At 71.0% G+C, this 25,049-nt stretch carries 11 protein-coding genes; 2 read left to right on the top strand and 9 right to left on the bottom strand.

The window, feature by feature from the left end; translation table 11 throughout:
* The first annotated feature begins 527 nt into the window (after positions 1–527).
* Positions 528–6,017, top strand: a complete 5,490-nt coding sequence (locus AVR91_RS41515) for an ATP-binding protein (RefSeq protein ID WP_063272835.1) — start codon at positions 528–530, stop codon at positions 6,015–6,017.
* 72 nt (positions 6,018–6,089) lie between these two features.
* Here AVR91_RS41515 and AVR91_RS41510 read toward each other — a convergent pair whose 3' ends face one another.
* The 8 genes from AVR91_RS41510 to AVR91_RS41475 all read right to left on the bottom strand — a co-directional run bounded on the left by AVR91_RS41510 (position 6,090) and on the right by AVR91_RS41475 (position 22,823).
* Complete coding sequence (locus AVR91_RS41510) at positions 6,090–6,623, bottom strand: bifunctional nuclease family protein (protein ID WP_063276865.1); 534 nt, start codon at positions 6,621–6,623, stop codon at positions 6,090–6,092.
* Between the two features lie 22 nt (positions 6,624–6,645).
* Positions 6,646–8,397 (bottom strand): aa3-type cytochrome oxidase subunit I, encoded by a 1,752-nt coding sequence (ctaD, locus tag AVR91_RS41505; RefSeq protein ID WP_083737957.1) that lies wholly within the window; start codon positions 8,395–8,397, stop codon positions 6,646–6,648.
* Between the two features lie 154 nt (positions 8,398–8,551).
* Positions 8,552–9,697: a glycosyltransferase gene (locus AVR91_RS41500; RefSeq protein WP_063276863.1), complete on the bottom strand. Its 1,146-nt coding sequence runs from the start codon at positions 9,695–9,697 to the stop codon at positions 8,552–8,554.
* Positions 9,698–10,489: an alpha/beta fold hydrolase gene (locus tag AVR91_RS41495; RefSeq protein ID WP_063276862.1), complete on the bottom strand. Its 792-nt coding sequence runs from the start codon at positions 10,487–10,489 to the stop codon at positions 9,698–9,700. It abuts the gene before it with no gap.
* Positions 10,490–10,491: 2 nt separating this feature from the next.
* A complete protein-coding gene (locus tag AVR91_RS41490) occupies positions 10,492–10,791 on the bottom strand; it encodes an acyl carrier protein (RefSeq protein WP_063276861.1) in 300 nt (99 codons plus the stop codon).
* Positions 10,788–15,023 (bottom strand): beta-ketoacyl synthase N-terminal-like domain-containing protein, encoded by a 4,236-nt coding sequence (locus AVR91_RS41485; protein WP_394329986.1) that lies wholly within the window; start codon positions 15,021–15,023, stop codon positions 10,788–10,790. The genes AVR91_RS41490 and AVR91_RS41485 overlap by 4 nt, the downstream gene beginning before the upstream one ends.
* Positions 15,024–15,059: 36 nt before the next feature.
* Positions 15,060–21,452, bottom strand: coding sequence for a type I polyketide synthase (locus AVR91_RS41480; RefSeq protein ID WP_063276874.1), 6,393 nt, complete (start codon positions 21,450–21,452; stop codon positions 15,060–15,062).
* A gap of 465 nt (positions 21,453–21,917) precedes the next feature.
* Positions 21,918–22,823: a LysR family transcriptional regulator gene (locus tag AVR91_RS41475; protein WP_037344197.1), complete on the bottom strand. Its 906-nt coding sequence runs from the start codon at positions 22,821–22,823 to the stop codon at positions 21,918–21,920.
* A 71-nt stretch (positions 22,824–22,894) separates the two neighbouring features.
* Between AVR91_RS41475 and AVR91_RS41470 the strand changes: the two genes are divergently transcribed.
* Complete coding sequence (locus AVR91_RS41470) at positions 22,895–23,884, top strand: YeiH family protein (protein ID WP_063276859.1); 990 nt, start codon at positions 22,895–22,897, stop codon at positions 23,882–23,884.
* Here AVR91_RS41470 and AVR91_RS41465 read toward each other — a convergent pair.
* On the bottom strand, positions 23,862–25,037 hold the full coding sequence (locus AVR91_RS41465) for an MFS transporter (RefSeq protein ID WP_083737951.1): 1,176 nt from the start codon (positions 25,035–25,037) through the stop codon (positions 23,862–23,864). The genes AVR91_RS41470 and AVR91_RS41465 overlap by 23 nt on opposite strands.
* Positions 25,038–25,049: the final 12 nt, after the last annotated feature.

Below are 25,049 nucleotides of genomic sequence, written 5' to 3'. Positions count from 1 at the left end.
ACGGAAATCATGACAGGGCCCCGTGTGCCGCCTCCACCGCTGCACGAACCCCGCGCCGAAGAACCACCACCGTTCTGACCCGTCGCCGGAAAACGGCCACGGCTCGATCTTCATTGCCGAATACCGGCGAGGCCCCGGCACCCTCCACACGAGCCAACCGAGCCGCCCGGCAGCACCACGATTACGCCCCACCCCACACCGTCGCCGAAAACGACGACCCCCCGTCAAGCACAGCCACCACAAGCCCCAAGCACCCCCGGTGAAACCGGCGTGAACACCCGGTGACACCTCGCGACCCCACCCGGCAACCCCAGCCGCCAGTTGTCCACTTCATGACGTCATCCGGCCCCACCGCTAGGTGTTCCACGACACTTTTTGGCGGGTTCCTACAATCCCCGGCCCCCGGCATGCGCCACCGGCGACATTCTCGTACCGGCCGGTAAGAGGCAGGCTGTTAGACAGGTATCAGGAGACTGTCCCGCGCGTGATCCGGCGGGACGGTGCCGCTCACTTGGGAGGCTCAGTCGGTGTTCAGTCGTGTCGCCATCGTCAACCGCGGAGAAGCCGCGATGCGGCTCATCCACGCCGTCCGCGAGCTTTCGGCGGAGACCGGACGGCGGATCGAGACCGTCGCGCTCTTCACGGACGCGGACCGGTCGGCGACGTTCGTGCGGGAAGCCGACATCAGCTACAACCTCGGGCCCGCGTCGGCGCGTCCCTATCTCGACTTCGCCGTGCTGGAGCGGGCGCTGACCGAGACCGGGGCCGACGCGGCCTGGGTCGGCTGGGGGTTCGTGGCCGAAGATCCGGCCTTCGCCGAGCTGTGTGAGCGGCTGGGCGTCACCTTCATCGGTCCGAGCGCGGACGCGATGCGCAAGCTCGGCGACAAGATCGGCGCGAAGCTGATCGCCGAAGAGGTCGGCGTGCCCGTCGCTCCCTGGAGCCGCGGCGCCGTCTCCGATCTGGACGCCGCCATCAAGGCCGCCGACGAGATCGGCTATCCGCTGATGCTCAAGGCCACCGCCGGCGGCGGCGGTCGCGGTATCCGCGTCATCACCTCCGCCGACGAGCTCAAGGACGCCTACGAGCGCACCAGCCTGGAGGCCGAGCGCGCCTTCGGCAGCGGCGTCGTCTTCCTGGAGCGCCTGGTCACCGGCGCCCGGCACGTCGAGGTCCAGGTCATCGCCGACGGCCAGGGCACCGCGTGGGCGCTCGGCGTCCGCGACTGTTCGGTGCAGCGCCGCAACCAGAAGATCATCGAGGAGTCCGCCTCCCCGGTGCTGAGCCCCGAGCAGGCCGACGAGCTCAAGCGGTCCGCCGAGCGGCTCGCGCTCGCGGTCGATTACCGCGGCGCCGGAACGGTCGAGTTCCTCTACCACCCCGGCGACAAGCTGTTCGCGTTCCTCGAGGTGAACACCCGCCTCCAGGTCGAGCACCCGATCACCGAGCTGACCACCGGCATGGACCTGGTCAAGGCCCAGCTGCACGTCGCTTCCGGCGGCAAGCTCGAAGGGGTCCAGCCCGTCGAGTTCGGGCACGCCGTCGAGGCGCGGCTCAACGCCGAAGACCCGGACCGCGACTTCGCGCCGTCCCCGGGCCGCATCGCCCGCCTGGACCTGCCCGCCGGCCCCGGTATCCGCGTCGACACCGGGGTCAGCGAAGGCGACACCATCCCGGCCGACTTCGACTCGATGATCGCGAAGATCATCGCCTACGGCCGCGACCGTGACGAGGCGCTCGGCCGCCTGCGTCGCGCGATGGCGCAGACCACGGTCATCATCGAGGGCGGCGCGACCAACAAGAGCTTCGTCCTCGACCTGCTCGACCAGCCCGAGGTGATCGACGGCAGCGCCGACACCGGCTGGATCGACCGCGTCCGCGGTGAGGGCAAGCTGGTCACCCACCGCCATTCCGCGATCGCGCTCGCGGCCGCCGCCATCGAGGCGTACGAGGACGAGGAAGCCGTCGAGCGCCAACGGCTCCTCTCCACCGCGCACGGCGGCCGCCCGCAGGTCCAGCACGAGAGCGGCCGTCCGCTCGACCTCAAACTGCGCGGCGCCGCGTACCGCGTGAGCGTCGCCAGGATCGGCCACCGCCGGTTCCGCGTCGGCGTCTCGGCGGGCGGCGGCGACATCCACCCCGCCGACGTCGAGGTCGACCGGTTCGACGAGCACACCGGCCAGATCACCGTCAACGGCACCCGGTTCCGCCTGGTCACCGGCACCCACGGCCCGATCCACCTGGTCGAGGTCGACGGCATCACCCACCGCATCAGCCGGGACGAGGGTGGCGTCGTCCGCTCCCCCGCGCCCGCGCTCGTCGTCGCTACCCCGCTGGAGGTCGGCGCCGAGGTCGAGGCAGGCGCGCCCGTGCTGGTGCTGGAAAGCATGAAGATGGAGACGGTGCTCCGCGCGCCGTTCCGCGCGAAGCTGCGTGAGTGCGTCGTCTCGGTCGGCAGCCAGGTCGAGACCGGCGCTCCCCTGCTGCGGCTCGAACCGGTGGCCGAAGAAGGCGAAGAGGTCGCCGAGGACACCGGCAGCGTCGAGATCGAGCTGCCCGCGGAGCCGGACGGCACGTCGGCGGTACAGCGGATCACGCGGGGACAGCAGGATCTGCGCAGCCTCCTGCTCGGCTTCGACGTCGACCCGCACGACGAGCGCCGCACGCTCAGCGCGTACCTGGCCGCCCGCGTCGAACTGGACGGCAACGGCGATCGCCCGCTGGAGGGTGAGGTCGAGCTGCTGACCGTTTTCGCCGACCTCTCCGAGCTGATGCGCAACAAACCGGCGCGCGAAGACACCAAGACGGACACCCGGGTGCACAGCTCCCGCGAGTTCTTCCACACCTACCTACAGAGCCTCGACGTCGAACGCGCCGGGCTGTCGGAGTCGTTCCAGAACAAGCTGAAGAAGGTGCTGGCGCACTACGGCATCAAGGATCTGGAGCGGACCCCGGAGCTGGAGGAGGCGGTTTTCCGCATCTTCCTCGCCCAGCAGCGGACCTCGTCCGACGTCGCGGTCGTCACCGCGCTGCTGCGGCAGTGGCTCACCGAGCCGCAGCCGTTCGAGTCGATGCGCGAACCGGCCGGCAAGGCGCTGGAACAGCTCATCGCCGCCACCCAGCTCCGCTTCCCGGTCGTCGGCGACCTGGCGCGCAGCGTGGTGTTCCGCTGGTTCGCCCAGCCGTTGCTTCGCCGCACCCGCGCCGAGGCCTACAGCGAGGTCCGCAAACACCTGCGTCACCTCGACCTGCACCCGGATTCGCCGGACCGCGCCGAGCGGATCGCGAGCATGCTGGCCAGCGCACAGCCGCTGGTCCGCCTGCTCGGGCAGCGGATCGGCCGCCCCGGCACCGATCACAGCCCGCTGCTGGAGGTACTGAGCCGCCGCTACTACGGAAACCGCGCGCTCACCGATGTCCAGCAGGTGACCGTCGGCGGCTGCACCTTCGTCACCGGCGACTACGCCGACGCGAACGAGCGGTTCCACATGGTCACCACCGCCGTCGACCGCGCCGGGCTGCCCGGGGCGATCAAGGCGGTCGCCGGCCTCGCCGCGCAGCTGCCCGCCGACACCGACGTCGAGGCGGACCTGTACCTCACCTGGGACGACGAGTCGGCCGACGACGACACGATGGCCGCCGGGCTGCGCGAAGTCCTCACGGCCGAGTCGCTGCCGAGCCGGATCCGGCGGATCACCACCACCGTCGCCGGGCACGGCGGCGCGGTGATGCACCACCACTTCACCTTCCGCCCGTCCTCGACCGGGTTCAGCGAGGAGCGGCTGATCCGCGGCCTGCACCCGCTGATCGCCCAGCGGATGCAGTTGCAGCGGCTGGCGAACTTCGACCTCACGCGCCTGCCGTCGGGCGACGAGGACGTGTACCTGTTCAAGTGCGTCTCGCCGATGAACCCGTCGGATCAGCGGCTGGTCGCGCTCGCCCAGGTCCGCGACCTGACCCCGTTGCGGGACAACGACGGCAAGCTGCTGGCCCTGCCCGCGGTCGAAGGCACGCTGGCGGGCTGCCTCGACGCGATCCGCGAGGTACAGGCGAAGCTTCCGCCGAAGAAGCGCTTCGACACCAACCGGATCATGCTGTACGTGTGGCCGACCAGTGAGCTCACCGGCGCGGAGCTGGACACGGTCGCCCAGCGGGTGCAGCCGTCGACGGCCGGCGCGGGACTCGAAGAGGTCCAGTTCCTCGGCAGGCAGCGCGACCGCGCGACCGGCGAGGTCAAAGAGGTCGCCGTGCGCATCGGCTACGACGTGAGCGGCGGCGTGCAGATGTCGCTGTCCGAGCCCACCACCGAGCCGATCCTCCCGCTCGACGACTACCGCCAGAACGTGTTGCGCGCCCGTCGCCGCGACACCGTGTACCCGTACGAGCTGACCGAGATGCTCGGTTCGTTCACCGAGTACGACATGGACGACACGAACACCCTCGTCCCGGTCGACCGGAAGAAGGGCCGCAACAAGGCCGCGATCGTCGCCGGTGTGGTCACCACGCCGACCGAACGGCACCCGGAGGGCGTCAAGCGCGTGGTGCTGCTGGGCGACCCGACGAAGGCGCTCGGCGCTCTGTCGGAGCCGGAGTGCTCGCGGGTGATCGCGGCACTGGACCTCGCCGAGCGGCTGCGGGTCCCGTTGGAGTGGTACGCGCTCTCGGCGGGTGCCCGGATCTCGATGGAGTCCGGTACCGAGAACATGGACTGGGTCGCGGCCGCGCTCAAGCGGATCGTGCACTTCACCCAGAACGGCGGCGAGATCAACATCGTCGTCGCGGGGATCAACGTCGGCGCCCAGCCGTACTGGAACGCCGAAGCGACGATGCTCATGCACACCAAGGGAATCCTGGTGATGACGCCGGATTCCGCGATGGTGCTGACCGGTAAGCAGTCCCTCGACTTCTCCGGTGGCGTCTCGGCCGAGGACAACTTCGGCATCGGCGGCTACGACCGGGTCATGGGCCCGAACGGCCAGGCGCAGTACTGGGCGCCGAACCTCGCCGCGGCACGCGACGTGCTGATGTCGCACTACGACCACACGTACGTGGCACCGGGCGAGCCCGGTCCGCGCAAGGCGGTCACGAACGACCCGATCGACCGGGACATCTCGTCGTTCCCGCACGCGGCCGTCGACAGCGACTTCACCACGGTCGGCCAGATCTTCTCGCGGGAGGCCAACCCCGACCGCAAGAAGCCGTTCGACATCCGCACCGTGATGCGCGCGCTGTCGGACCAGGACCACCCGGTGCTGGAGCGCTGGCCGGGGATGGCCGACGCGGAGACCGCGGCCGTGCAGGACGTGCACCTCGGCGGGCGGCCGGTGTGCCTGCTCGGCATCGAGTCGCGTTCGGTGCCGCGCCGCGGCTTCCCGCCCACCGACGGCCCGGACACCTACACCGCGGGCACGCTGTTCCCGCGGTCGTCGAAGAAGGCGGCGCGGGCGATCAACGCGGCCAGCGGCAACCGGCCGCTGGTGGTGCTGGCGAACCTGTCCGGCTTCGACGGTTCGCCGGAGTCGATGCGGAAGCTGCAGCTGGAGTACGGCGCGGAGATCGGCCGGGCGATCGTCAACTTCGAGGGCCCGATCGTGTTCACCGTGATCTCGCGGTACCACGGCGGCGCGTTCGTGGTCTTCTCGAAGGCGCTGAACCCGAACATGACGGTGCTGGCGCTGGAAGGCTCGTTCGCCTCCGTGCTCGGCGGGGCGCCCGCCGCGGCGGTCGTGTTCGCCGGTGAGGTCAACGCGCGGACCGCGGCGGATCAGCGGGTGCGGTCGCTCACCGAGAAGCTCAGCGGGGCTGTGGGTGCCGAACGCGCCGCGCTGGCCGCGGAGCTGGCCGAGGTCCAGGCGTCGGTGCGGGCCGAGAAGCTGGGCGCGGTCGCGGCCGAGTTCGACGGCGTGCACAGCATCGAGCGCGCGGTGAAGGTCGGCTCGGTGGACGCGATCATCAGCGCCGCCGAGATGCGGCCGCGCATCATCGAAGCGATCGAAGCGGGCCTGGCGAAGCAGTAGCCCTCCCACCCCCTCACGAGTGCTATGAACGGGACGTTCCNNGAACGTCCCGTTCATAGCGTTTCCGGAGGGCTAGTCGGCGGGCGGCTGATCCCCGAAGTCCTCGGGCGCGATCTTGTCCAGCGCCGCCCGGAACTCCTCGACCTCCCGTTCCTGCGCGACCGGGTCGGACGGCACCGTCGGCAGTTCCGCGTCGGGCCCGGCCCCCACGATCTCGACCCGCACCGAAGCGACCTCCAGGACCGCGTCCGCCACCTCGATCCCGACCCCGGCCCGCAAGCCGATCGCGACCGCGTCACTCGGCCGGGCGGAGACGCGGATTCCGGAATCGAGTACCAGATCCGCGAAGAAGATGCCGTCCCGCAGCGCGGTGACCTGCACCCCGGTGACCCGGTGCCCGAACGACTCGACCACCTGGCCGATCAGTTCGATCGTGCCGGGCCGGGGCAGCCGGATCCGTTCCTGCGCGAGCGCCACCGCGCTCGCCTCCGGGCCGCCGATCGTGATCGCCAGCCAGCGACGTTCGCCCTCCCGTTCCCGCAGCAACATCACCGGTGCCGCTTCCGGGGCCAGGACTGCCATCCCCTCGACGTCCATCGAAATCATGCGCGGTACCTCATTCCCTCGCTCAGGCGTCGTCCTTGAGTGCCTTGTCCGCCACCACCTCCGACGGGGCGGGCCGGTCACGCCGCTGGAACGGCGTCGTGTGCCCCTCGGCGCGCAGCCTGGGGATCATGTGCGGATAGTGGAGTTCGAACGCCGGCCGTTCCGACCGGATCCTCGGCAGATCGAGGAAGTTGTGCCGGGGCGGCGGACAGGTCGTCGCCCACTCCAGGGAGTTCCCGTGTCCCCACGGGTCGTCGACTTCGACGACCTCCCCGAACCGGTAGCTGCGGACGACGTTCCAGATGAACGGCAGCACCGACGCGCCCAGCAGGAACGCGCCGATCGTGGAAATGGTGTGCAGCAGGGTGAAACCGTCCGAGCTCAAATAGTCGGCGTAGCGGCGCGGCATTCCTTCGTTGCCGAGCCAGTGCTGGACGAGGAACGTCATGTGGAAGCCGATGAAGGTGGTCCAGAAATGGAGCTTCGCGAGCCGCTCGTCGAGCATCCGCCCGGTCATCTTGGGGAACCAGAAGTAGATCCCGGCGAAGGTGGCGAACACGATGGTGCCGAACAGCACGTAATGGAAATGCGCCACCACGAAATAGGTGTCGTGGATGTGGAAGTCCAGCGGCGGCGCGGCGAGGATGATCCCGGTCAGCCCGCCGAGCAGGAACGTCACCATGAACCCGATCGACCACAGCATCGGTGATTCGAAGGTGAGCTGCCCCTTCCACATGGTGCCGATCCAGTTGAAGAACTTGATCCCGGTCGGCACCGCGATCAGGAAGGTCATGATGGAGAAGAACGGCAGCAGTACCGCGCCGGTGGCGAACATGTGGTGCGCCCACACGGCGAACGACAGCGCGGTGATCGCGATCGTCGCGAACACCATGAGTTTGTAGCCGAACAACGGTTTCCGGCTGAACACCGGGACGATCTCGGTGATGATGCCGAAATACGGCAACGCGACGATGTACACCTCGGGATGACCGAAGAACCAGAACAGGTGCTGGAACAGGATCGCCCCGCCGTTGGCCGGATCGAAGACGTGCGCACCTAGCCGCCGGTCCGCCTCCAGCCCGAACAGCGCCGCGGTGAGGATCGGGAAGACCGCCAGGATCAGGATCGTGGTGAACAGGATGTTCCAGGTGAACAGCGGCAGCCGCCACATGGTCATCCCGGGCGCGCGCAGGCAGAGGATCGTGGTGACCATGTTGACCGCGCCGAGGATCGTCCCGAGCCCGGACACGATCAGACCCATGATCACCAGATCGGCGCCGACGCCCGGCGTGTGCGCGGCGTTGGACAGCGGCGTGTACATCGTCCACCCGAAGTCGGGCGCGCCGCCCGGCGTCAGGAACGAGCTGAGCACCATCAGCCCGCCGAAGAGGTAGAGCCAGTAGGAGAACGCGTTCAGCCGCGGGAAGGCGACGTCCGGGGAGCCGATCTGCAGCGGCAGGATGTAGTTGGCGAAGGCGAAGAGATTCGGTGTCGCGTACAGCAGCAGCATGATCAGGCCGTGCATGGTGAACAGCTGGTTGTACTGCTCCTGCGACAGGAACTGCATCCCCGGCCTGCCCAGCTCGCCGCGCATCAGCAGCGCCATGAAGCCGCCGATGAGGAAGAACGCGAACGAGGTGCTCAGATAGAGCACGCCGATCGTCTTGTGGTCGGTGGTGCGGACGACGCTGAGGAAGACACTCCCCTTGGGGGCACGGATCCGCCCGCCGAAGCGGACGGCCTCCGGTCGCGGAGAGGGCTTCACGGCGGTCATGGCGACTCCCAGCACGAGGACACACCTTCTGAAGGCTGGTACCCCTCCAGGAGAGTCCCTACACGCGCGCTTTTCAAGAGGCCGAAGGGGACCATCCCCGCGTCTGATGTGGTGAAGGCGCCCATCACCGCGTGCGATGCGGGGAAAGGCCCCTTCAGCCACCGAGCAGTGCCTCCAGGTGGTCCGCCGCCGTGGCCGCCCCGCCCGCCTCCCGGAACGAGGCGCCCAACTTCTCGGCGGCCGACCGGTAGCCAGGATCGCCCAGCACCCTGGTCACCGCGGCCGCGATCCGGTCGGGTTTCGCCTTGCCGAACCGCAGCCGGACACCGGCGCCCGCGTCGACGACCTGGCAGGCGACGATCGGCTGGTCGTCCCGGATCGGCGCGACCACGAGCGGCACCCCGTGCCACAGGCTTTCGCAGACGGTGTTGTGCCCGCCGTGGCAGACGACGGCGTCCGCGCGGGCCAGAAGCGCCATCTGAGGCACCTGTGGCACCACGAGCACCGTTTCCCCCACCGGCCCCACGGCACCACCGGGATCGGCGATGACGGTCCGGATCCCGTCGACCCCGGAGAGGCCCTTGGCGGCCGCGCGGAGGAAGTCCCCGGCGGCGTCGGCGTTCGCGGTGCCGAGGGTGACGAACACGGTCGGCACCGCAGGGTCGAGCCGCTCCCACGGGAAGCCGCCGGTGGGCGCGCGCCCGCCGATGGACGGCCCGACCAGCCGGACCCGGCTCGGCAGCGCGGCCGGGCCGAGCAGTTCCCTCGTGGTGAACGCGAGCACGCCGTGCGGCGACATCCTGGGGTCGGCGGGGCCGCCGTCGATCCGCGCGCGCAGGCCGTCGAGGAGGTCGTCGAGCCAGGCCGCCACCTTGGGGAGTCCGGCCAGCGGGTCGACCAGTTCCGCGGACGTCGTCGCGGAGGTCACCCACGGCAGGCCGAGCCCGTCGGCGACGAGACCGCCCGCGATGGCCTGCTGGTCGGCGATCACCACCTGTGGCCGGAACCGGCCGATCGCGGCGCGGACCCCGGGCGCCATCGCCTCGGCCAGCGGGATCAGGAACTCCTCCCACAGGAACCGGAACGCCGCCGGTCCCTTGAGGCTCGCGTCGCGTTCGGGCAGGCGGCGCGGCACGGCGCACGGGAACACGTCGGCACCGTCGCCGGCGAGCCGCCGGATGACCTCCGGCCGCCCCGCCCAGGCGACCCGGTGCCCGCGTGCGGTGAGGGCGGCCGCGACCCCGACCGCGGGGTTCACATGCCCGGTCAGCGGCGGGGTGACGAAGAGGAATCTGCCCACTCAGGCCGCCGTTTCGCACGAGTGTTCGCGGACCCAGCCCAGGATCAGTTCCGACGTCTCCGCGGTGCGCTCGACGAGCACCGAATGTCCCTGGTCCGGCAGCACGACGGTGCGGCAGCGGGCGAGGTTCGCCTCCAGCTCCGGCACCTGCGCCGCGAGTCCCGACTGGTCGCCGAACAGCGCGAACACCGGGCACCGGACCGCAGTGAGGTCGTCGTCGATGGTCCGGCTCAGCGGGATGTCCTCCGCCAGCGTGGTGGCCGCGAGGATCCTGTACGCGGATTTCGACAGCCTCGCGGTGTGCGCCCCGTGGTTCTCGGCGATCCAGCCGATCACCTCGTCGTGCGCGAGCCGGTTCTTCGCGTCGGCGAGCCCCTCGGCCATGTGCCCGATCCACGCCCGCACCGGTGGCTCCGCTTCGATGGCGACGACGCTGGCGACGCGTTCGGGACGCGAAGCCGCGAGCCCGAAGGCGATCGAGCCGCCGAACGAGTTCCCGGCCACGTGCACCGGCCGGTCGATCCCGAGCGTGGTGAGCAGGCCGTCGAGATCGGCGACGAACTCCTCCAGCCGGTAGCCGGTGGCGGGCCGCGTCGTGCGACCGTGCCCGCGAAGGTCGTACATGACGACGTCGATGCCTTGCGCCGCGAAGGCGGGCCCGAGCGTGAAGTAGTAGCTCGCCAGGCTGTCTGTGAGGAGGCCGTGGACGAACACCACGACCGGCGCCTCGCCGTCCGGCGGACCGAGCCGCTGGACGTGGACGTCGAGATCGCCGACCTTGACCTTCGCCATGTTCAGGCCTTCCCCGCCAGGGACGCGACCACGTGGTCGACCAGTTCGCCGACGGTCAGCGCGATGATCTCGTCCAGTTCGCGGTCCGCGATGAACTCGGCGAAGTTGACCTTGTCGCCGTAGTGGTCGCGCAGCCGCCCGGACAGCGTCACGAGGTCGATGCTCTCCAGTTCGAGGTCGTCGTGGAACTTCGTGTCCCGGCCGATCTCGGCGTCGTCCAGCCCGTACTCCTCGAGCAGTTCGCGCAGCATCACGGTGAGGTCGGCCAGCACGGTCCCGGCCGCCACGGTTTCGGTGGTCATTCTTCGTTCTCCGTCCAAGCCACGACGTAGTCCTTCGCCGGTGTGGTGATCGTGGTGTGCCACACCGGATACCGGGCACCACCCGCCGCCACGACGAGCCGACCGTCGTCCGCGCCGACGACGGCGAAAGCGCGCGGATCACCGCGCAGACCGGTGCGGAGCCGTTTCGCAACGGCCTCCTTGGCCGCCCAGAACCTGGTGAACCACAACGCTTCCGGCTCGCCGAGCAGGGCCCGTTCCGCCGGACCGAGAGCCGCGGCGACCGTGCTCTCCGGCCGGTCTTCGACGGCTTCGATGTCGATACCGCAGGGCCCTCGCCGGGCGATGGCGACGCCGAGCGCGTCCCGGTGGGCGATCGAGACGGTGAGCTCCGGCAGGCTTCTCCCATAGGCGCCCGAGACGGTCGGCGCCCCCGACGAGTCGTTCCCGATGCGCAGCTCGGCGGGGAAGATGTCGCCCGCGCCGTCCGTCCACAAGAGACACCGGACGGCGTCCTTCGCCGCGATCCGGCCGAGTAACCAGGTCCGTCTCCGGCGCGGCGACTGGCCTGCGTACGCCTGTCTTTCCTGCCCCGCCAGCACGTTCCGCATGATCAGCTCGCGGGTGGCCAGATCCGGCCACTGCTCGCGGACCAGCGCCCAGCCGCCGGGGCGTTCCTCGGACAGCGTGGCGCGTTCGGGACGCCGGTCCATCGCCCGGATCACCGGGTTGCTGTCGAACCGGCGATCGCGCCAGCCCTCGATCTCGGCCCACACCCGGCCGCCCCGGCTCAGCTGGACGTCCGCTTCGAGTTCCGCGTCGGTCACCGACACGATGCGGACGACGCAGTCGAGCCGATCCCCGGGTAAGGGATGCTCGCCGTAGAACCGGATCCGCCGCATCCCCACCGGGAACACCGTGGTCCGTGCGGGAAGCCGCGACATGATCCAGTAGCCGAGCAGCTGACCGGCGTTGTCCAGCAGCGCCCCCGGCGCGTCCGGGGTTCGCAGCACTCCCCGTACGTGGCGATCCCCCACCGCGACCAGTTCTTCGACACCCTGGAACCTCGGCCCGTGGAACATCCAGCGTTCGGTGTAGAGCTGCTCGGCGCGCAGGTCCGGCCTCCGTTCCCGGGCGGCCGGGAACGTCCACGGCCCGGGCGGATCGGCGGGGAACGCGGCGTCCAGATCGACGACGGCCCTGGAGTAGTCGCCGAGGGAGACACCGGCTCGCGAGGGGCCTTGCGGCACCACGGTCACCGGCACGTCCAGCGCGGGGGTCGCGGCGATCCACTGGTTCAGCCGGACGTCCTCCAGTGCGACCGCGCGACGGCCCGGCGCGGCCTGTTCGGCGAAGTCCATCAAATGCCCGATCACCGTCGTCGCGGGTACGACCGGCCACGAGTCGGCGGGTTCCGCGCCGGGTGGCTGTTTGAAGAAGCAGTGGTCGAGCAGATACGGCATCGTCTCGACGGAGACGCGGAGTTCGGTGCGCGACGGCCGGATCCGGGGCGCCGGCCTGGCGGCGAACAGTTCGGCCGCCAGGCCGGCGGTGTCGGCCAGCAACCCGGAGAATTCGGCTGCCAGCGGGTTCCGTTTCCCGATCCTGTCCAAAGTGGACGCACCGGCCCCCGACGGGCGGAACCCGTGCCGGACACGTTCGTCGAGCGACACGAGCGCGCCGCCGAGGTCGAGCCGGATCGTCCGGCCGCGTTTCGCGCCGCGCCGGCCCGGCAGCAGTTCGAACGCCGGATCGGCGCCGTCGGCCCACAAGGCCGTCGCGGTCCGCAGCAGTTGCCGGAGACCGGGCCGGTGCGCGGAATGCGCGGCGACGACGAGATGTTCGCGGTCGTGCAGGGTGTTCCCGATCAGCGACCCGAGCTGTCCGGCGCCCGTCTGCACGAACGCGCGGAAGCCGGCCGCGTACAGGTTCTCCACGAGACCGCGGAACCGCACCGGCTCCAGCAGATGCCGGACGAACAGGTCGCGTACTTCCGCGGCGGCCTCCGGATACGGCCTTCCGGTCGTGGCGGACCAGACCGGGAGTTTCGCCGGATACAGCGTGTAGCGCTCGGCGGCCTCGCGGATCGGGCCGAGATACGGGGCGAGCATCGGGGTGTGGAAGCCGGACCGGAACGGCAGCACCTGGGCGATCACGCCGTCCGCGCGGAACCGCCGGACGAAGCCGTCGACGGCCTCCTCCGGCCCGCAGATCATCGCCTGGTTGGGCGCGTTGTCGTGGGACAGGACCACTTCGGACTGTCCTTTGAGGACTCTGATGACCACGGACGACGCTGCGCCGATCACCGCGAAGGCCAGACCCGGCACCTTGAGCGCGTCGGGGTCGAAGCCCGCCAGGAACGCGTCCACCTCGGTGTCGGCATGGATCCCGGCGACGGCCATCGCGGTCCACTCCCCCAGGCTGTGCCCGGCGAGCGCGTCCGGGGTGACACGCAGCCCGCGCAACGCCGTGTCGAGCAGCCTGCCCAGCTGGAACACACCCTTGCCGTGCCTGCCGACGTCGCCGATCGTGACGTCCGGCGCTTCCCAGCGGATACCGAAATGCCGGGCGATGTCGCCGGCGTGCGCCTCGAATTCGTTCTCCAGCCCGGGGAAGACGAACGCGAGCTTGCCCCCGCCCACGCCGAGCAGCGGTTCCGGAACGAACCAGAGGTCGTTGCGGCCGCGCCAGGGTCTGCCCTTCGCGACCACTTTCCTGGCCAGGTTCAGCCGTTTGGGTGTCGGGTCGACGAGCCCGAGCCGGACCCGGCCGCGACCGGTGTCACACTCGCTCAGGACGTCGTCGTGGTCGAGCAAGCAGCCCATTTCGGCGACGGTCGGCGCCGAGAGCCGCAGGACCCGTTCCGGCTCGGAGACCTCGACGGCGGGCCGGGTCGCGGCCTGCTCAAGGACCACGTGGGCGTTGATCCCGCCGAAGCCGAACGCGTTGACCCCCGCCCGCCGCACCGGCCGCCGGTCGTCGGTCTCCCAGGCCTTCGCGGTGCCGAGCGTCTCGAACCGGGTCGCCGCCAGCGCCGGATGCGGGTGCTCACAGTGCAGGGTCGGCGGAAGAACCCCGTGGTACACCGCCAAAGCGGCCTTGACGAGTCCGGCGACCCCCGCCGCGGGCATGGTGTGCCCGATCATCGACTTGACCGAACCGAGCACCGCCGTCGGCTCGCTCTCCCGCCCGAAGACCTCCGCGATCGTCGCCAGTTCGGCCGCGTCGCCCGCCGGGGTGGCGGTGCCGTGGGCTTCGAGCAGGCCGATCGTGGCGGGATCGATCCCCGCCGCGCACCAGGCCTGCCGCACCGCGCGGACCTGGCCGTCGGTGTCCGGAGTGGACAGTCCGGCGGCCCGGCCGTCGCTGGCCACGCCGGTCCCGGTGACCACGGCGTAGACCCGGTCGCCGTCCCGTTCGGCGTCCGCGAGCCGTTTGAGCACGACGATGCCGGTGCCCTCGCCGATCAGCACCCCGTCCGCGTCCCGGTGGAACGGCCGGATCCGCTGGCTCCGCGACAACGCGCCGAGCTGGGAGAACACGCTCCAGAACGTGACGTCGTGGCAATGGTGCACGCCACCGGCCAGCACGACGTCGCATCGCCCGCTCACCAGTTCGCGTACGGCGTGGTCGACGGCGACGAGCGAGGAGGCGCAGGCGGCGTCCACCGTGTACGCGGGTCCGCGCAGGTCGAGCCGGTTCGCCAGCCGCGAGGCGGCGAGGTTGGGCACGAGCCCGATCGCTGCGTCGGGGGCTTCGGGGCCGAGCCGGTCGGTGAACGCCCGGCGGAGTTCCTCCAGCCGCTCGCCACCGAGTTCGGGCATCAGTTCGCCGAGGGTGCGCACGACCTGGGTGGCCGTGCGGACCCGCTGGTCGAGCCGCACCAGCCCGGGCGTCAGATAGCCGCCGCGGCCGAGGATGACGCCGGTCCGCTGCCGGTCGGCGGGCAGCCGGTGCTCCCCGCCCGCGTCGGCGATGGCCTGCGCGGCCACCCGCAGCGCGATCAGCTGATCGGGTTCGGTACCGGGGACCGACGACGGCATCACGCCGAACCCGGTGACGTCCACTTCGGCCAGTTCACCGACGAAACCACCGCGATGGCAGTAGATCCGGTCCGCCCGCGGTTCGGCGTCGGGCTGGTAGAAACCCGGATCCCAGCGGTCGGCCGGGACTTCGGTGATCGCGTCGACGCCGTCGACGATGTTGCGCCAGTAGGTGTCGAGGTCGGGGGCGCCCGGGAACAGCACCGACATCCCGACGATCGCGATCGGGGAGGTTTCGGCCACCGGTCACCACCCCGACGCGGTGTAGGTGACGGCCGTGAGGGCCGCGTCGCCCCACGCCAGTTCGCGCAGCAGGCTCAAGGTGCCTTCCTCGGGGTCGATCAGCTCGATCCCGCGCCGGGCGTAGTCCCGCATCAGTTCCGGAGTGACCATCCCGTTGTTCACCCCGGTGGGCGCCCAGGGTCCCCAATGGACGGTGAGTCCACGGCGTCCGTACACAGTGGACCAACGGTGGCCGAGCGCCTCCAGCGCGTCGTTCGCGGCCGCGTAGTCGGCTTGACCGCGGTTCCCCAGCGTCGCGGCGACACTGCCGAACAGGACGGCGAACTTCGGCGCCTCCGGCAGTTCGCCCGCCGCCGCGAGCAGGGTGCTCGCCCCTTCGACCTTGGTGGCGAAGACCCGGTCGAAGGACGCCGGATCCTTCTCGGCGATCAGCTTGTCCTCGATGACGCCCGCCGCGTACACGATACCGTCGAGCCTGCCGTGTTCGGCGTGGATCTCCTTGACCGCGCGGTGCACGGCCTCCGCGTCGAGCATGTCCACCGAGTGGTACCGCACCGGGCTGCCGAGGTCGCCGATCCGCCGCAGCGTTCCGCGGACCTCGCGTTCGGACTCGATGAGCCGGATGGTCCGCTCGATCTCCGCCGGTTTGGACAGCCCGCTCCCGATCAGGGCGGCACGCAGCTCTTCCGTCGTCGTCGCCGTCGCGATCTCCGGTTCCTCACCGTCGATGGGCACGGCGGTGCGGCCGAACAGTTCGATACGGCATCGCGACGCCGAGGCCAGCGCGGTGGCCAGCCGGGCGGTGATGCCCTTCGCCCCGCCGACCAGGAGGACGACCGAGTCCCGGTCCAGGCCGAGGGCTTCCGCCTCGGCCGTCCCGTCACCGGCCGGGCCGGCGCCCGTGCTGCCGAGCAGACCGAGGCCTTCCTCGGTCATCCGCAGACCACGCCGAGCGCCACCGCGGCGGACGACGACCGGCTCCCAGTCTCCGGCGGACAGCTCGGCGAGCAGGGTCTCGACCTGTTCGTCCACAGTGGATTCCGGATGCTGCTCGACCACGCGGGCGACCGTGTCCGGGTACTCCCTGGCGACGGTCCGGAAGAAGCCGCGGGCACCGTCGGCGGGGCCGTTCGCGATGAGCCACCGCGGACCGCGCGCCAAGACCGCCTGGTACAGCGCGAAATCGTCGGGGAACGACGGTGACAGGTGGAACACGCCGTCCGCGCCGCGCTCCGGTACGCCCTGGACCAGTTCGGTTTCGGCGCCGTATCCGGCGAGCCGGGCGGTGAGCATCTCGGCCACCTGGCCTTCACCGACGACGGCGAAGCGGAGCCCGGCGAGTTCCTCGTCGGCGGGAGCGGCGTCGGCGAGATCGAATTCCCGCATGAGATAACGCTTCGGCGCCACGACGACGGCGCCGCTCTCTTCGGCGCGCTGGTCACCGGAAGGAACCCCGCCGAGCAGATCGGCGAGTTCCGCCGCCGTCCGGGCCTTGGCGAGGACCTCGGGATCACCGTCGGTCAGCCCCAGCCGGGTCGCGAGTTCTCCGGCGATCTCGGCCCGTTTGATCGAATCGACGCTCAGATCCGCTTCGAGGTCCAGGTCCGGTTCGATCATGTCCACCGGATAGCCGGTCCGCTCGCCGATCACCTCGACGACGGTGTCGAAGACCGACCGTTCGGGCGCGATCTCGACGCGCACGGGCTCGGGTACCGAAGGAACGACGACGGGCGCGGGCGGCGGCACACCGGGATCGGTGCCGAGGTAACCGAGCAGGACGTCCCGTTGCGCGGCGATCATCTCGCGGCTGGTGCGGAGGAACTCCGAGATGAGCGCCTCACCGCCGTCGGTGCCGGGCCGGGAAGTCACGATCGCCTCCGTGGGGATTCGCTGGGCTGGGTGCAGGGCGGTGGCGGGGATCTCGCCGTCGGCGGTGCGGACGAGGTGCCCGTCGACGGTCCAGCCCGCCTTCTTCGGCGGCCGTGCGGACAGCGCGTCACTGCACGCACGGCCGGTGAACAGCCGGCCGGTGCGGACGTCCGCACCGGCGACCGCCAGCCTCGCCAACACGGCGAGGAAGCCGGGGATCCCGGTGCGGCGGCCGCCTTCGAGAGCGACCGTCCGATGTGGACGGCCGTCGAGTACGGCGCCGACGAGCCGGGTGAGGACCGAGCCGGGGCCCGCTTCGACGAAGGTCCGGGCGCCTGCCGCGTACATGGCCTCGATCTGGTCGGCGAACCGCACCGGCGCGCCGATCTGCGTGGCCAGTCTGGCGCGGATCCCGTCCGGGGTGGACGGGTACGGCGCGGCGGTCCGATTGGCCCACACCGGGATCTCCGGTTCCCTGACCGCGACGGTACCGAGCACGCGGGCGAACTCCGTCTCCGCCGGGGCGACCAACGGGCTGTGGAACGCGCACGCGACCGGAAGGGATTTCGCCCCGAACCCGCGGACGCGCAGGCGGTCCACCGCGACGCCGACGGCGTCCGTGGGCCCGGAGATCACCGTCTGCTCCGGCGAATTCCGGTTGGCGGTGACCACGGTCCCGGTCAGGCCCTCGGCGGCGAGCACCGCTTCGACGTCGGTGGCGTTCGCGGCGACGGCCGCCATCGTTCCCGGGTCGCCGGTGCCGGTCGCGCCGAGGATCGCCTCCGCCCGCGCCCGGCTGAGTTCCAGCAGCGAAGCCGAACTCAGCGCACCGGCGACGGTCAGCGCGACCAGTTCGCCGTAGCTGTGCCCCGCCGCCATCGAAGGCCGGACCCCGGCCGTGCCCAGCAGGTGGTGCGCAGCTAGCCCGACGATCCCGAGCGCGGGCTGCGCGGCCCGGGTATCGGTCAGCCGGGCACGCTGTGCCTCGCGTCCGGCCTCGTCGAACGCGGTGGGCGGGAACAGGACGTCGACGGTGCTCCCGCCGCGCACGAGATAGCGCCGCAGTTCGGGGAACGCGACGAACAGCTCCGCGAACATCCCCGGGCGCTGGCTGCCCTGCCCCGGGAAGAGGAACGCGATCTCGCCCAGCGGCGCGTCGTCGGCACCGAAGATGCCCGCCTTCTCGTCCCGCTCCCCCGCGATGGCCCGGCGGAGCAACCCGGCCAATTCGTCCACAGTGGACGACAGAATGGCGAACCTCGTCCGGCCGCCCCGGCTTTCCGCCCGGCGCGACGCGGCGAGCGCCAGATCCCGCAGCCGCCAGCCTTGCTCTGTGGCGGCCAGGAGATCCTGCGCGTCCTTGTCACCCGCGAACAGGAAGAGCTCGGCAGGCCACTCGTCGAGGGTCTTCGCGGGCGGAACGGCGCCTTCGTGCGCGGTGAGGACGACGTGGAAGTTCGTGCCGCCGAATCCGAACGCGCTCACCCCGGCGACGCGTTCGGTCTCGGCCCACGGCCGAGCCTCGGTGTGGAACGCGAACGGGCTGGTCGCCGGGTCCCAGGCCGGATTCGGCATCTCCAGGTGCAGCGTCGGCGGTTTGACCCCGGTGTGAAGCGCGAGGCTCGCCTTGATCAACCCGGCCAGCCCGGCGGCGCATTTCGTGTGCCCGATCTGGGATTTCACCGAACCGAGCGCACACCGGCCGGGTTCGCCACCGGCCTCGGCGAACACCTTGGTCAGGGTGGCGAGTTCGGTGCGGTCGCCGACGACGGTGCCGGTGCCGTGGGCTTCGACGAGCCCGACCCGCGCCGGCGAGATCCCGGCGTTGCGGTATGCCCTGGTCAGCGCGTTGTGCTGGCCTTCGGGCCGGGGTGCGGTGAGCCCGAGCGCCCGGCCGTCGCTGGCGCTGCCGACGCCCTTGATGACGGCGTAGACGCGGTCGCCGTCGCGTTCCGCGTCCGCCAGCCGTTTCAGGACCACGCACGCGACGCCCTCGCCCAGCGCGATCCCGTCCGCGTCGCTGTCGAAGGTGGCCGATCGGCCGGACGGCGAGAGCGCGTGCACCGAGGAGAACAGCAGGTAGTCGTTGATGCCGTTGTGCAGATCGGCGCCGCCGCACAGGACGAGGTCGCTGGTGCCGGTGACGAGTTCCTTGCAGGCGACGTCGACGGCGGTCAGCGACGAGGCGCACGCCGCGTCGACCGTGTAGTTCGCGCCGCCGAGGTCGAGCCGGTTCGCGACCCGGCCGGCGATGACGTTGGCGAGCACCCCGGGGAACGAGTCTTCGGTGAGGCGCGGCAACTGGCGATCGAGGCCGGCCGGGAGTTCGCCGAGGTAGGACGGGAGCACCGTGCGCAAGGTCATCGCGTTGGACAGGTCGCTTCCGGCTTCCGCGCCGAAGACCACCGACGTGCGCGACCGGTCGAAGGCGCGTTCGGCGTATCCGGCGTCGGCGAGCGCCCGCCGCGACACTTCCAGCGCCAGCAGCTGCACGGGTTCGATACTCGCGAGCGACGCGGGCGGGATGCCGTGGTCGAGCGGGTCGAACGGGATCTCCGGCAGGAAACCGCCCCAGCGCGACGGCGTCTTCTCGCCGTCGCCGTCGGGCGCGTAGTAGAGCGCCGGATCCCAGCGCCGGGCCGGGACCTCGGTGACCGAGTCCGCTCCGGACAGGATGTTCGCCCAGAACGCGGCTAGGTCCCCGGCCTGCGGGAAGACACCGGCCATCCCCACGATGGCGATGTCGAGCGGTTCCGGCACGGGCTCGTCGTCCGGGACGCTCAGCAGTTCGGCGGCGCGGGCGGCGAGGAACTCCTGTGCCCCGGGGCCGACGGCCTCGTGCACCCGGGCGATCGTCGTGACCTCGGACCGCAGCACGGCGACGGCGCCCGCCATGAACATGCCCTCGGCGAGCTGGCGGCCCTCGTCGACCGGGCTGAGCGCGTCCCCGACCCGCTCGATTCCCTTGCTCGCCAGGCGAAGCCGTCCGACGTTGAGCTTCTCCAGCCGTTCCCAGGCCTCGCGGTCGGGCACGTCCTTCAGCGCGCGTTTGAGTTCCGCGTATTCGGTGGTGAACGCCGAACGCACGCACCGTGTCGCGTGTCCCGGCGCGGTCTCCAGCAGGTCGGTGCGGGTCGCTTCGACGATCTGGCGCTGGAACAACGGCAGGACGGCGCCCGCGCGCACGGCCTCCTCGGTGAACAGGTACGCGGTGCCCATCAGCAGGCCGACCGTCGCGCCGAGCCGGGTCAGCGGTGCCGCGGCGGCGGTGACCATCGCGGCCGAGCGCTCGTCGTGCACTCCACCGGCGAAGTACACCTCGACCTCGGCCGCGTAGTCGCGGAGAACGTCGATCTGCGCTTCCCACAGGGGAAAACTCGCCCTCGGCCCGACATGCCCACCGCATTCGGCACCTTCGAAGACGAACTTGCGCGCGCCCGCTTCGAGGAACTGGCGCAGCAATCCCGGCGACGGGACGTGCAGGAACGTCGAGATCCCGGCGTCCTCCAGCACCTTCGCCTGCGCCGGACGGCCACCGGCGATGATGGCATGACTCGGCCGGATCTCGCGGATCACCTCGAGCTGCCCGGCCCGGACGTCCTCGGCGGCGAACCCGAGCACGCCGACGCCCCAGGGCGCGTCGCCCAACGCCGTCTTGGTCGCTTCGAGCATCTCGCGGGTCTGCCCGGGCCCGGACAACGCCAGGGCCAGGAACGGCAGCGCTCCCCCGGCGGCGACGGCCCGCGCGAATTCGGGCTGGTCGCTCACCCTGGTCATCGGGCCCTGCGCGAGCGGCAACGGGCCGCCGGAAGCGGTGAGCCCCTCGGCGATCGACGCGCGAACGCCTTGGATCGCGGCCGGGAGGGTTCCCCAGCGGTCACGGAACCGCTCTGCCAGGAAGGCGTCCTGACCGGCTTCCACCGGCCGTCGGCGGAGCCGCCGGACACCACCGTCCACAATGGTCTCGGAACCGTCGAGGCCTTCCAGCGCCATCGTGACGTCCGACGGGAGTTCCGCTTCGGGGAGCAGCGCGAACGCCGTGTCGAGGACGACACCGGCGGCGCCTCCGGCCACGGCGGCGGCCGCGGTGTGCGTGCCGATCCCGCCGTACGCCCAGACCGGGACGCCGATCGCCGGATCGGCCAGCAACTGCTGCAGGAACACGAAGGTGCCGAGTTCACCGACCCTGCCGCCTGCCTCATGGCCTCGGGCGACGAGACCGTCCGCACCGGCGGCGACCGCTCGCACGGCTTCGTCCCGGCTCGTGACTTCCACGAGCACCCGGCGGCTCCCGAAGTCCACAGTGGACTGCGGCGCGCCCGCGGCGAGCAGAACCGTGTGCACCGCGGGAGGAAGCTCGGCCGGTCCCGCGACACGGACGCCGAAGCCGGTCGCGAGCCAGCACTCGGCCAGGTCGAGTTCTTCGCGGGCAGCCCGGTTTCCGCTGGTCAGGTCCAGGACACCGAGCGCACCGGCCCGCGTCGCCGCGGCCGTGAACCGCGCGGACGGCACGCGATGAGGGTGCATCGCGATGAGCAGATCCGCCGTACCGGTCAACGTTGAGGCATCGGCGCCACGAATCGACTTACCCACGGGAAGCCTCCGGCACACGGAAGAGTGACTTGGTTACCGGGCGTACTTAAACGCAGGCGAGGCTTTACGTCAATACTCGACAGTAGGGTTTCCGGTCACAGGAACCGGATGGCGGTACGCCGACCTGCGAAACGCGAAGTCCGTCGCGAGAATTTAGCGTTCCGGATACACACAGGACACCGGTTTTCCGTTCTCCCACGGGAAAGAACAGTCAACGACCAGGTGTCCCAACGTCCGATACGCCATCCGGCCTGTTACCCGGAGTACGCCATTCCGCTTTCGTCGGACCACCGGAATCAGTGGTCCGTACCCATTTCCGGAATTCGACTCCCCTTCGCCCTATCGTCGGTATCAAGGCGCCAAGAGATTCGGTATCACGCGCGGAAAACATGAAGGGAATCAGCGGGATTTCGCATTACGGACGGCGATGCCCAGCAGTTCCGCGGCCGGACCGGCGAGCCGCCGCCCGGCCGGCCACACCGCACGCAGCTCCCGGCCGAAGTCGACGCCGTCCACCGCGACCGCGACGAGCCGCCGGTCGGCGACATCGCGGGCGATGGCGAGCTCGCTGATCACCGCCGGCCCGGCGCCCGCGATCACCGCGTTGCGGACGGCGGATGCGGAACCCAGTTCCAGCAACGGTTTCGCCGGGCCGACCCCGGCCTTGCGCAAGGCGGCGTCCACCGTCTCCCTGGTCCCGGAGCCGAGTTCACGGACCACGAGCGGCGTGATCGCCAGCTCGGCCGCGGTCACCGGGCGGCGTTTGCGCGCCCACGGATGGCTCGCGGGCACGACGAGGACCAGGCGGTCGGTCGCCACCCGGCGGGACGAGAGGCCGGGCAGCGAACCGGGCGACTCGACGAACCCGAGATCGACCTTGCCCTCCCGCGCCATTTCGGCGGCCTGATCGGAGTTGGTGACCTCCAGCCCGAGGTACAGCCCGGGGTCGCCGCGTTTGAGCTCGCCGATCCAGCCCGGCACCAGATACTCGGCCAAGGTCATGCTCGCGGCGACGCGCAGATGCGCCTCGTGCTGCGTGCGCAGCGCTTCGGCGCCGTCGAGGAGACCGTCGAGTTCGGACAGCACGCGGTGCGCCCAGCCCGCGATGACCCGGCCGTCGGGGGTGAGCGCGGAGCCGCGCCGCGTACGGTCGACCAGCACCAGTCCCAGCCGTCGCTCGACTGTGGACAGTCGTTTGCTCGCCGACGGCTGCGCGATCCCGAGGCTGGCCGCGGCCTGCCCGATACTGCCGAGCTCGTCCACGAGCACGAGCAGGCGCAGGGAGTCCAGATCGGGTGTGGTCATAGCCCAAGTGTATGACCTACCCCCGGTATTCCCGGCTACCGAGGCCATCCTGGCCGGGCGAAGCTCGAACCATGAGCACCACGCACGCGAGACCGACGAAGCCCTACCTCACCGCCTTGGCCGTCACCGGCGCCGGGGTGGCCGCCGCGTACCTGATCGGCACCGCGTTCCCGGTCGTCAGCGCGCTCACCATCGCCGTCGTGCTCGGCATCCTCACCGGCTCGCTGTCGTCGGTGTCGGAGGAGACCCGGAAGGCCATCTCCGGGATCACCAAGAAGCTGCTTCGCGCCGGTGTCGTGCTGCTCGGTCTCCAGCTCTCGCTTCCCTCGGTCCTCGCGCTCGGCCCCGGGACCCTGCTCGCCGTCGTGCTCACGGTCGGCATCACGTTCCTCGGCACGATCGGCCTCGGCAGGCTCCTCGGTGTGCCGCGTGGCCTGGCGATGCTGGTCGCGACCGGGTTCTCGATCTGCGGCGCGTCCGCCATCGCCGCCATGGAAGGCGTGGTGAAACGCGAGGACTCCGACGTCGCGACCGCGGTCGCGCTGGTCACCTTCTACGGCGGGCTCGCCATCGCCGCGGTCCCGTTGATCGGCGGCTGGCTGCGGCTCGACGCGGCCCGCGTCGGCGAATGGGCCGGGCTCAGCGTGCACGAGGTCGCGCAGGTCGTCGCCGCGGCCACTCCCGCGGGCAGCGCCGCCATCGCGGTCGCGATCGTGATCAAGCTCAGCCGGGTGGTCCTGCTCGCGCCGATGGTCGCCGCGGTCGGCGTGCACGAACGGAAGCGTCCCGTCGACGGCAAGCGGCCGCCGCTCGTGCCGCTGTTCGTCCTCGGCTTCCTGGCGATGGCCGCGCTGCGCAGCACCGGGATCGTGCCGGGCGTCGCGCTCGACGTCGCCAAGATCGCCTGCACCCTGCTGCTGGCCGGAGCGCTGTTCGGGCTGGGCTGCGCGGTCCGGATCGGCACGCTCGTCCGCACCGGCGGCCGCGCCCTCGTGCTCGGGCTGCTCTCCACCCTGCTGGTCGGGACCACCGCGCTGATCACGCTGACCGTGCTCGGCTGAGGACCGCGACCGCGAGCAGCGCGACCACGCCGCCGGTGACCATCACGGCCGGGACGGACACCGCGTCGACGACCAGCCCGCCGAGCAGCGCGCCCGCCGAAAGGGTCGCCTGGAACGACGAGGTGAACAGCACCGACGCCGCCTCGGGCGCCTGCGGAGCCGCCCTCGCGAACCACGTTCCCGAACAGACCGGCACGGCACCGTAGGCGAAACCCCAGACCACAAGCAGCACGAGCGCGCCCGGTTCCGTGTCGCCGAGGAATGGCAACGCGCAGGTCACCACGCCGATCAGGCCCGCCGCGGTGAGGAAGGTCAGCCGGAGGTCGCGCGCGATCGCCGCACCGGCCACGAAGTTGCCGGCGATCCCGGCGGTGCCGTAGACGAACAGGAAGACGGTGATCAGCTCCGGACTCACCTGCGTCACTTGGCGCAGGAGTGGAGTGACGTAGGTGTAGGTCCCGAAATGGGCGAGCACGACCAGCACCGTGACGGCCAGCCCGAGCCGGGTCGCCCGCTGCCGGGTCATCGCGCGCAGGACACCGAGCCGGGTCGCGCCCGCCGACGGCAGTGGGGGCAAGGCCCACGCCAGCGCGGCGAGGACACCGGCCGTGAACACCGCCATCACGGCGAAAGCGGCCCGCCAGCCGAAAAGTTCGCCGAGGAAGGTGCCCGCGGGCACGCCCAGTACTGAGCCGAGCGGCACGGCGGAGAAGATCACCGCGGTCGCCGTGCCCGCGCGTTCCGGACCGACGAGCCGGGCGGCGAGCCCGGATCCGATCGCCCAGAAGGCGCCGATCACCAGCCCGACCAGGACTCGCGAGACGAGCACGGCCCAGTACGCGTGCGCCGTCGCGGCGAGGACGTCGGACAGGGCCAGCACCACCATCAGCGCGCACAGCAGGATCTTGCGGTCGAGCCGTCCGGCGGCGACGGTGACCGCCGGGGCCGCGAGCGCGGCGAGGAAGCCCGGCAGGGTCATGGTCAGGCCCGCCGTCCCCGGCGTGATCCGGAAGTCCTCGCCGATCGGGGTCAGGAGGCCGATCGGCAGGATCTCCGTGGTGACGAGGGAGAAGATCCCGAGCGTCACCGCGAGGACGGCGAGCCATCCCTTCAGCGGGGTCCGCGCGGAGGTGTCGAGGGTCGAAGCGGTCATGTGCTCCAGCCC

The organism is Amycolatopsis keratiniphila subsp. keratiniphila (genome assembly GCF_001620365.2).
In the GTDB taxonomy this organism is placed as follows: domain Bacteria; phylum Actinomycetota; class Actinomycetes; order Mycobacteriales; family Pseudonocardiaceae; genus Amycolatopsis; species Amycolatopsis keratiniphila.
Note: the sequence above shows the minus strand (reverse complement) of the source record. Positions and strands in the feature narration are given on the sequence as shown.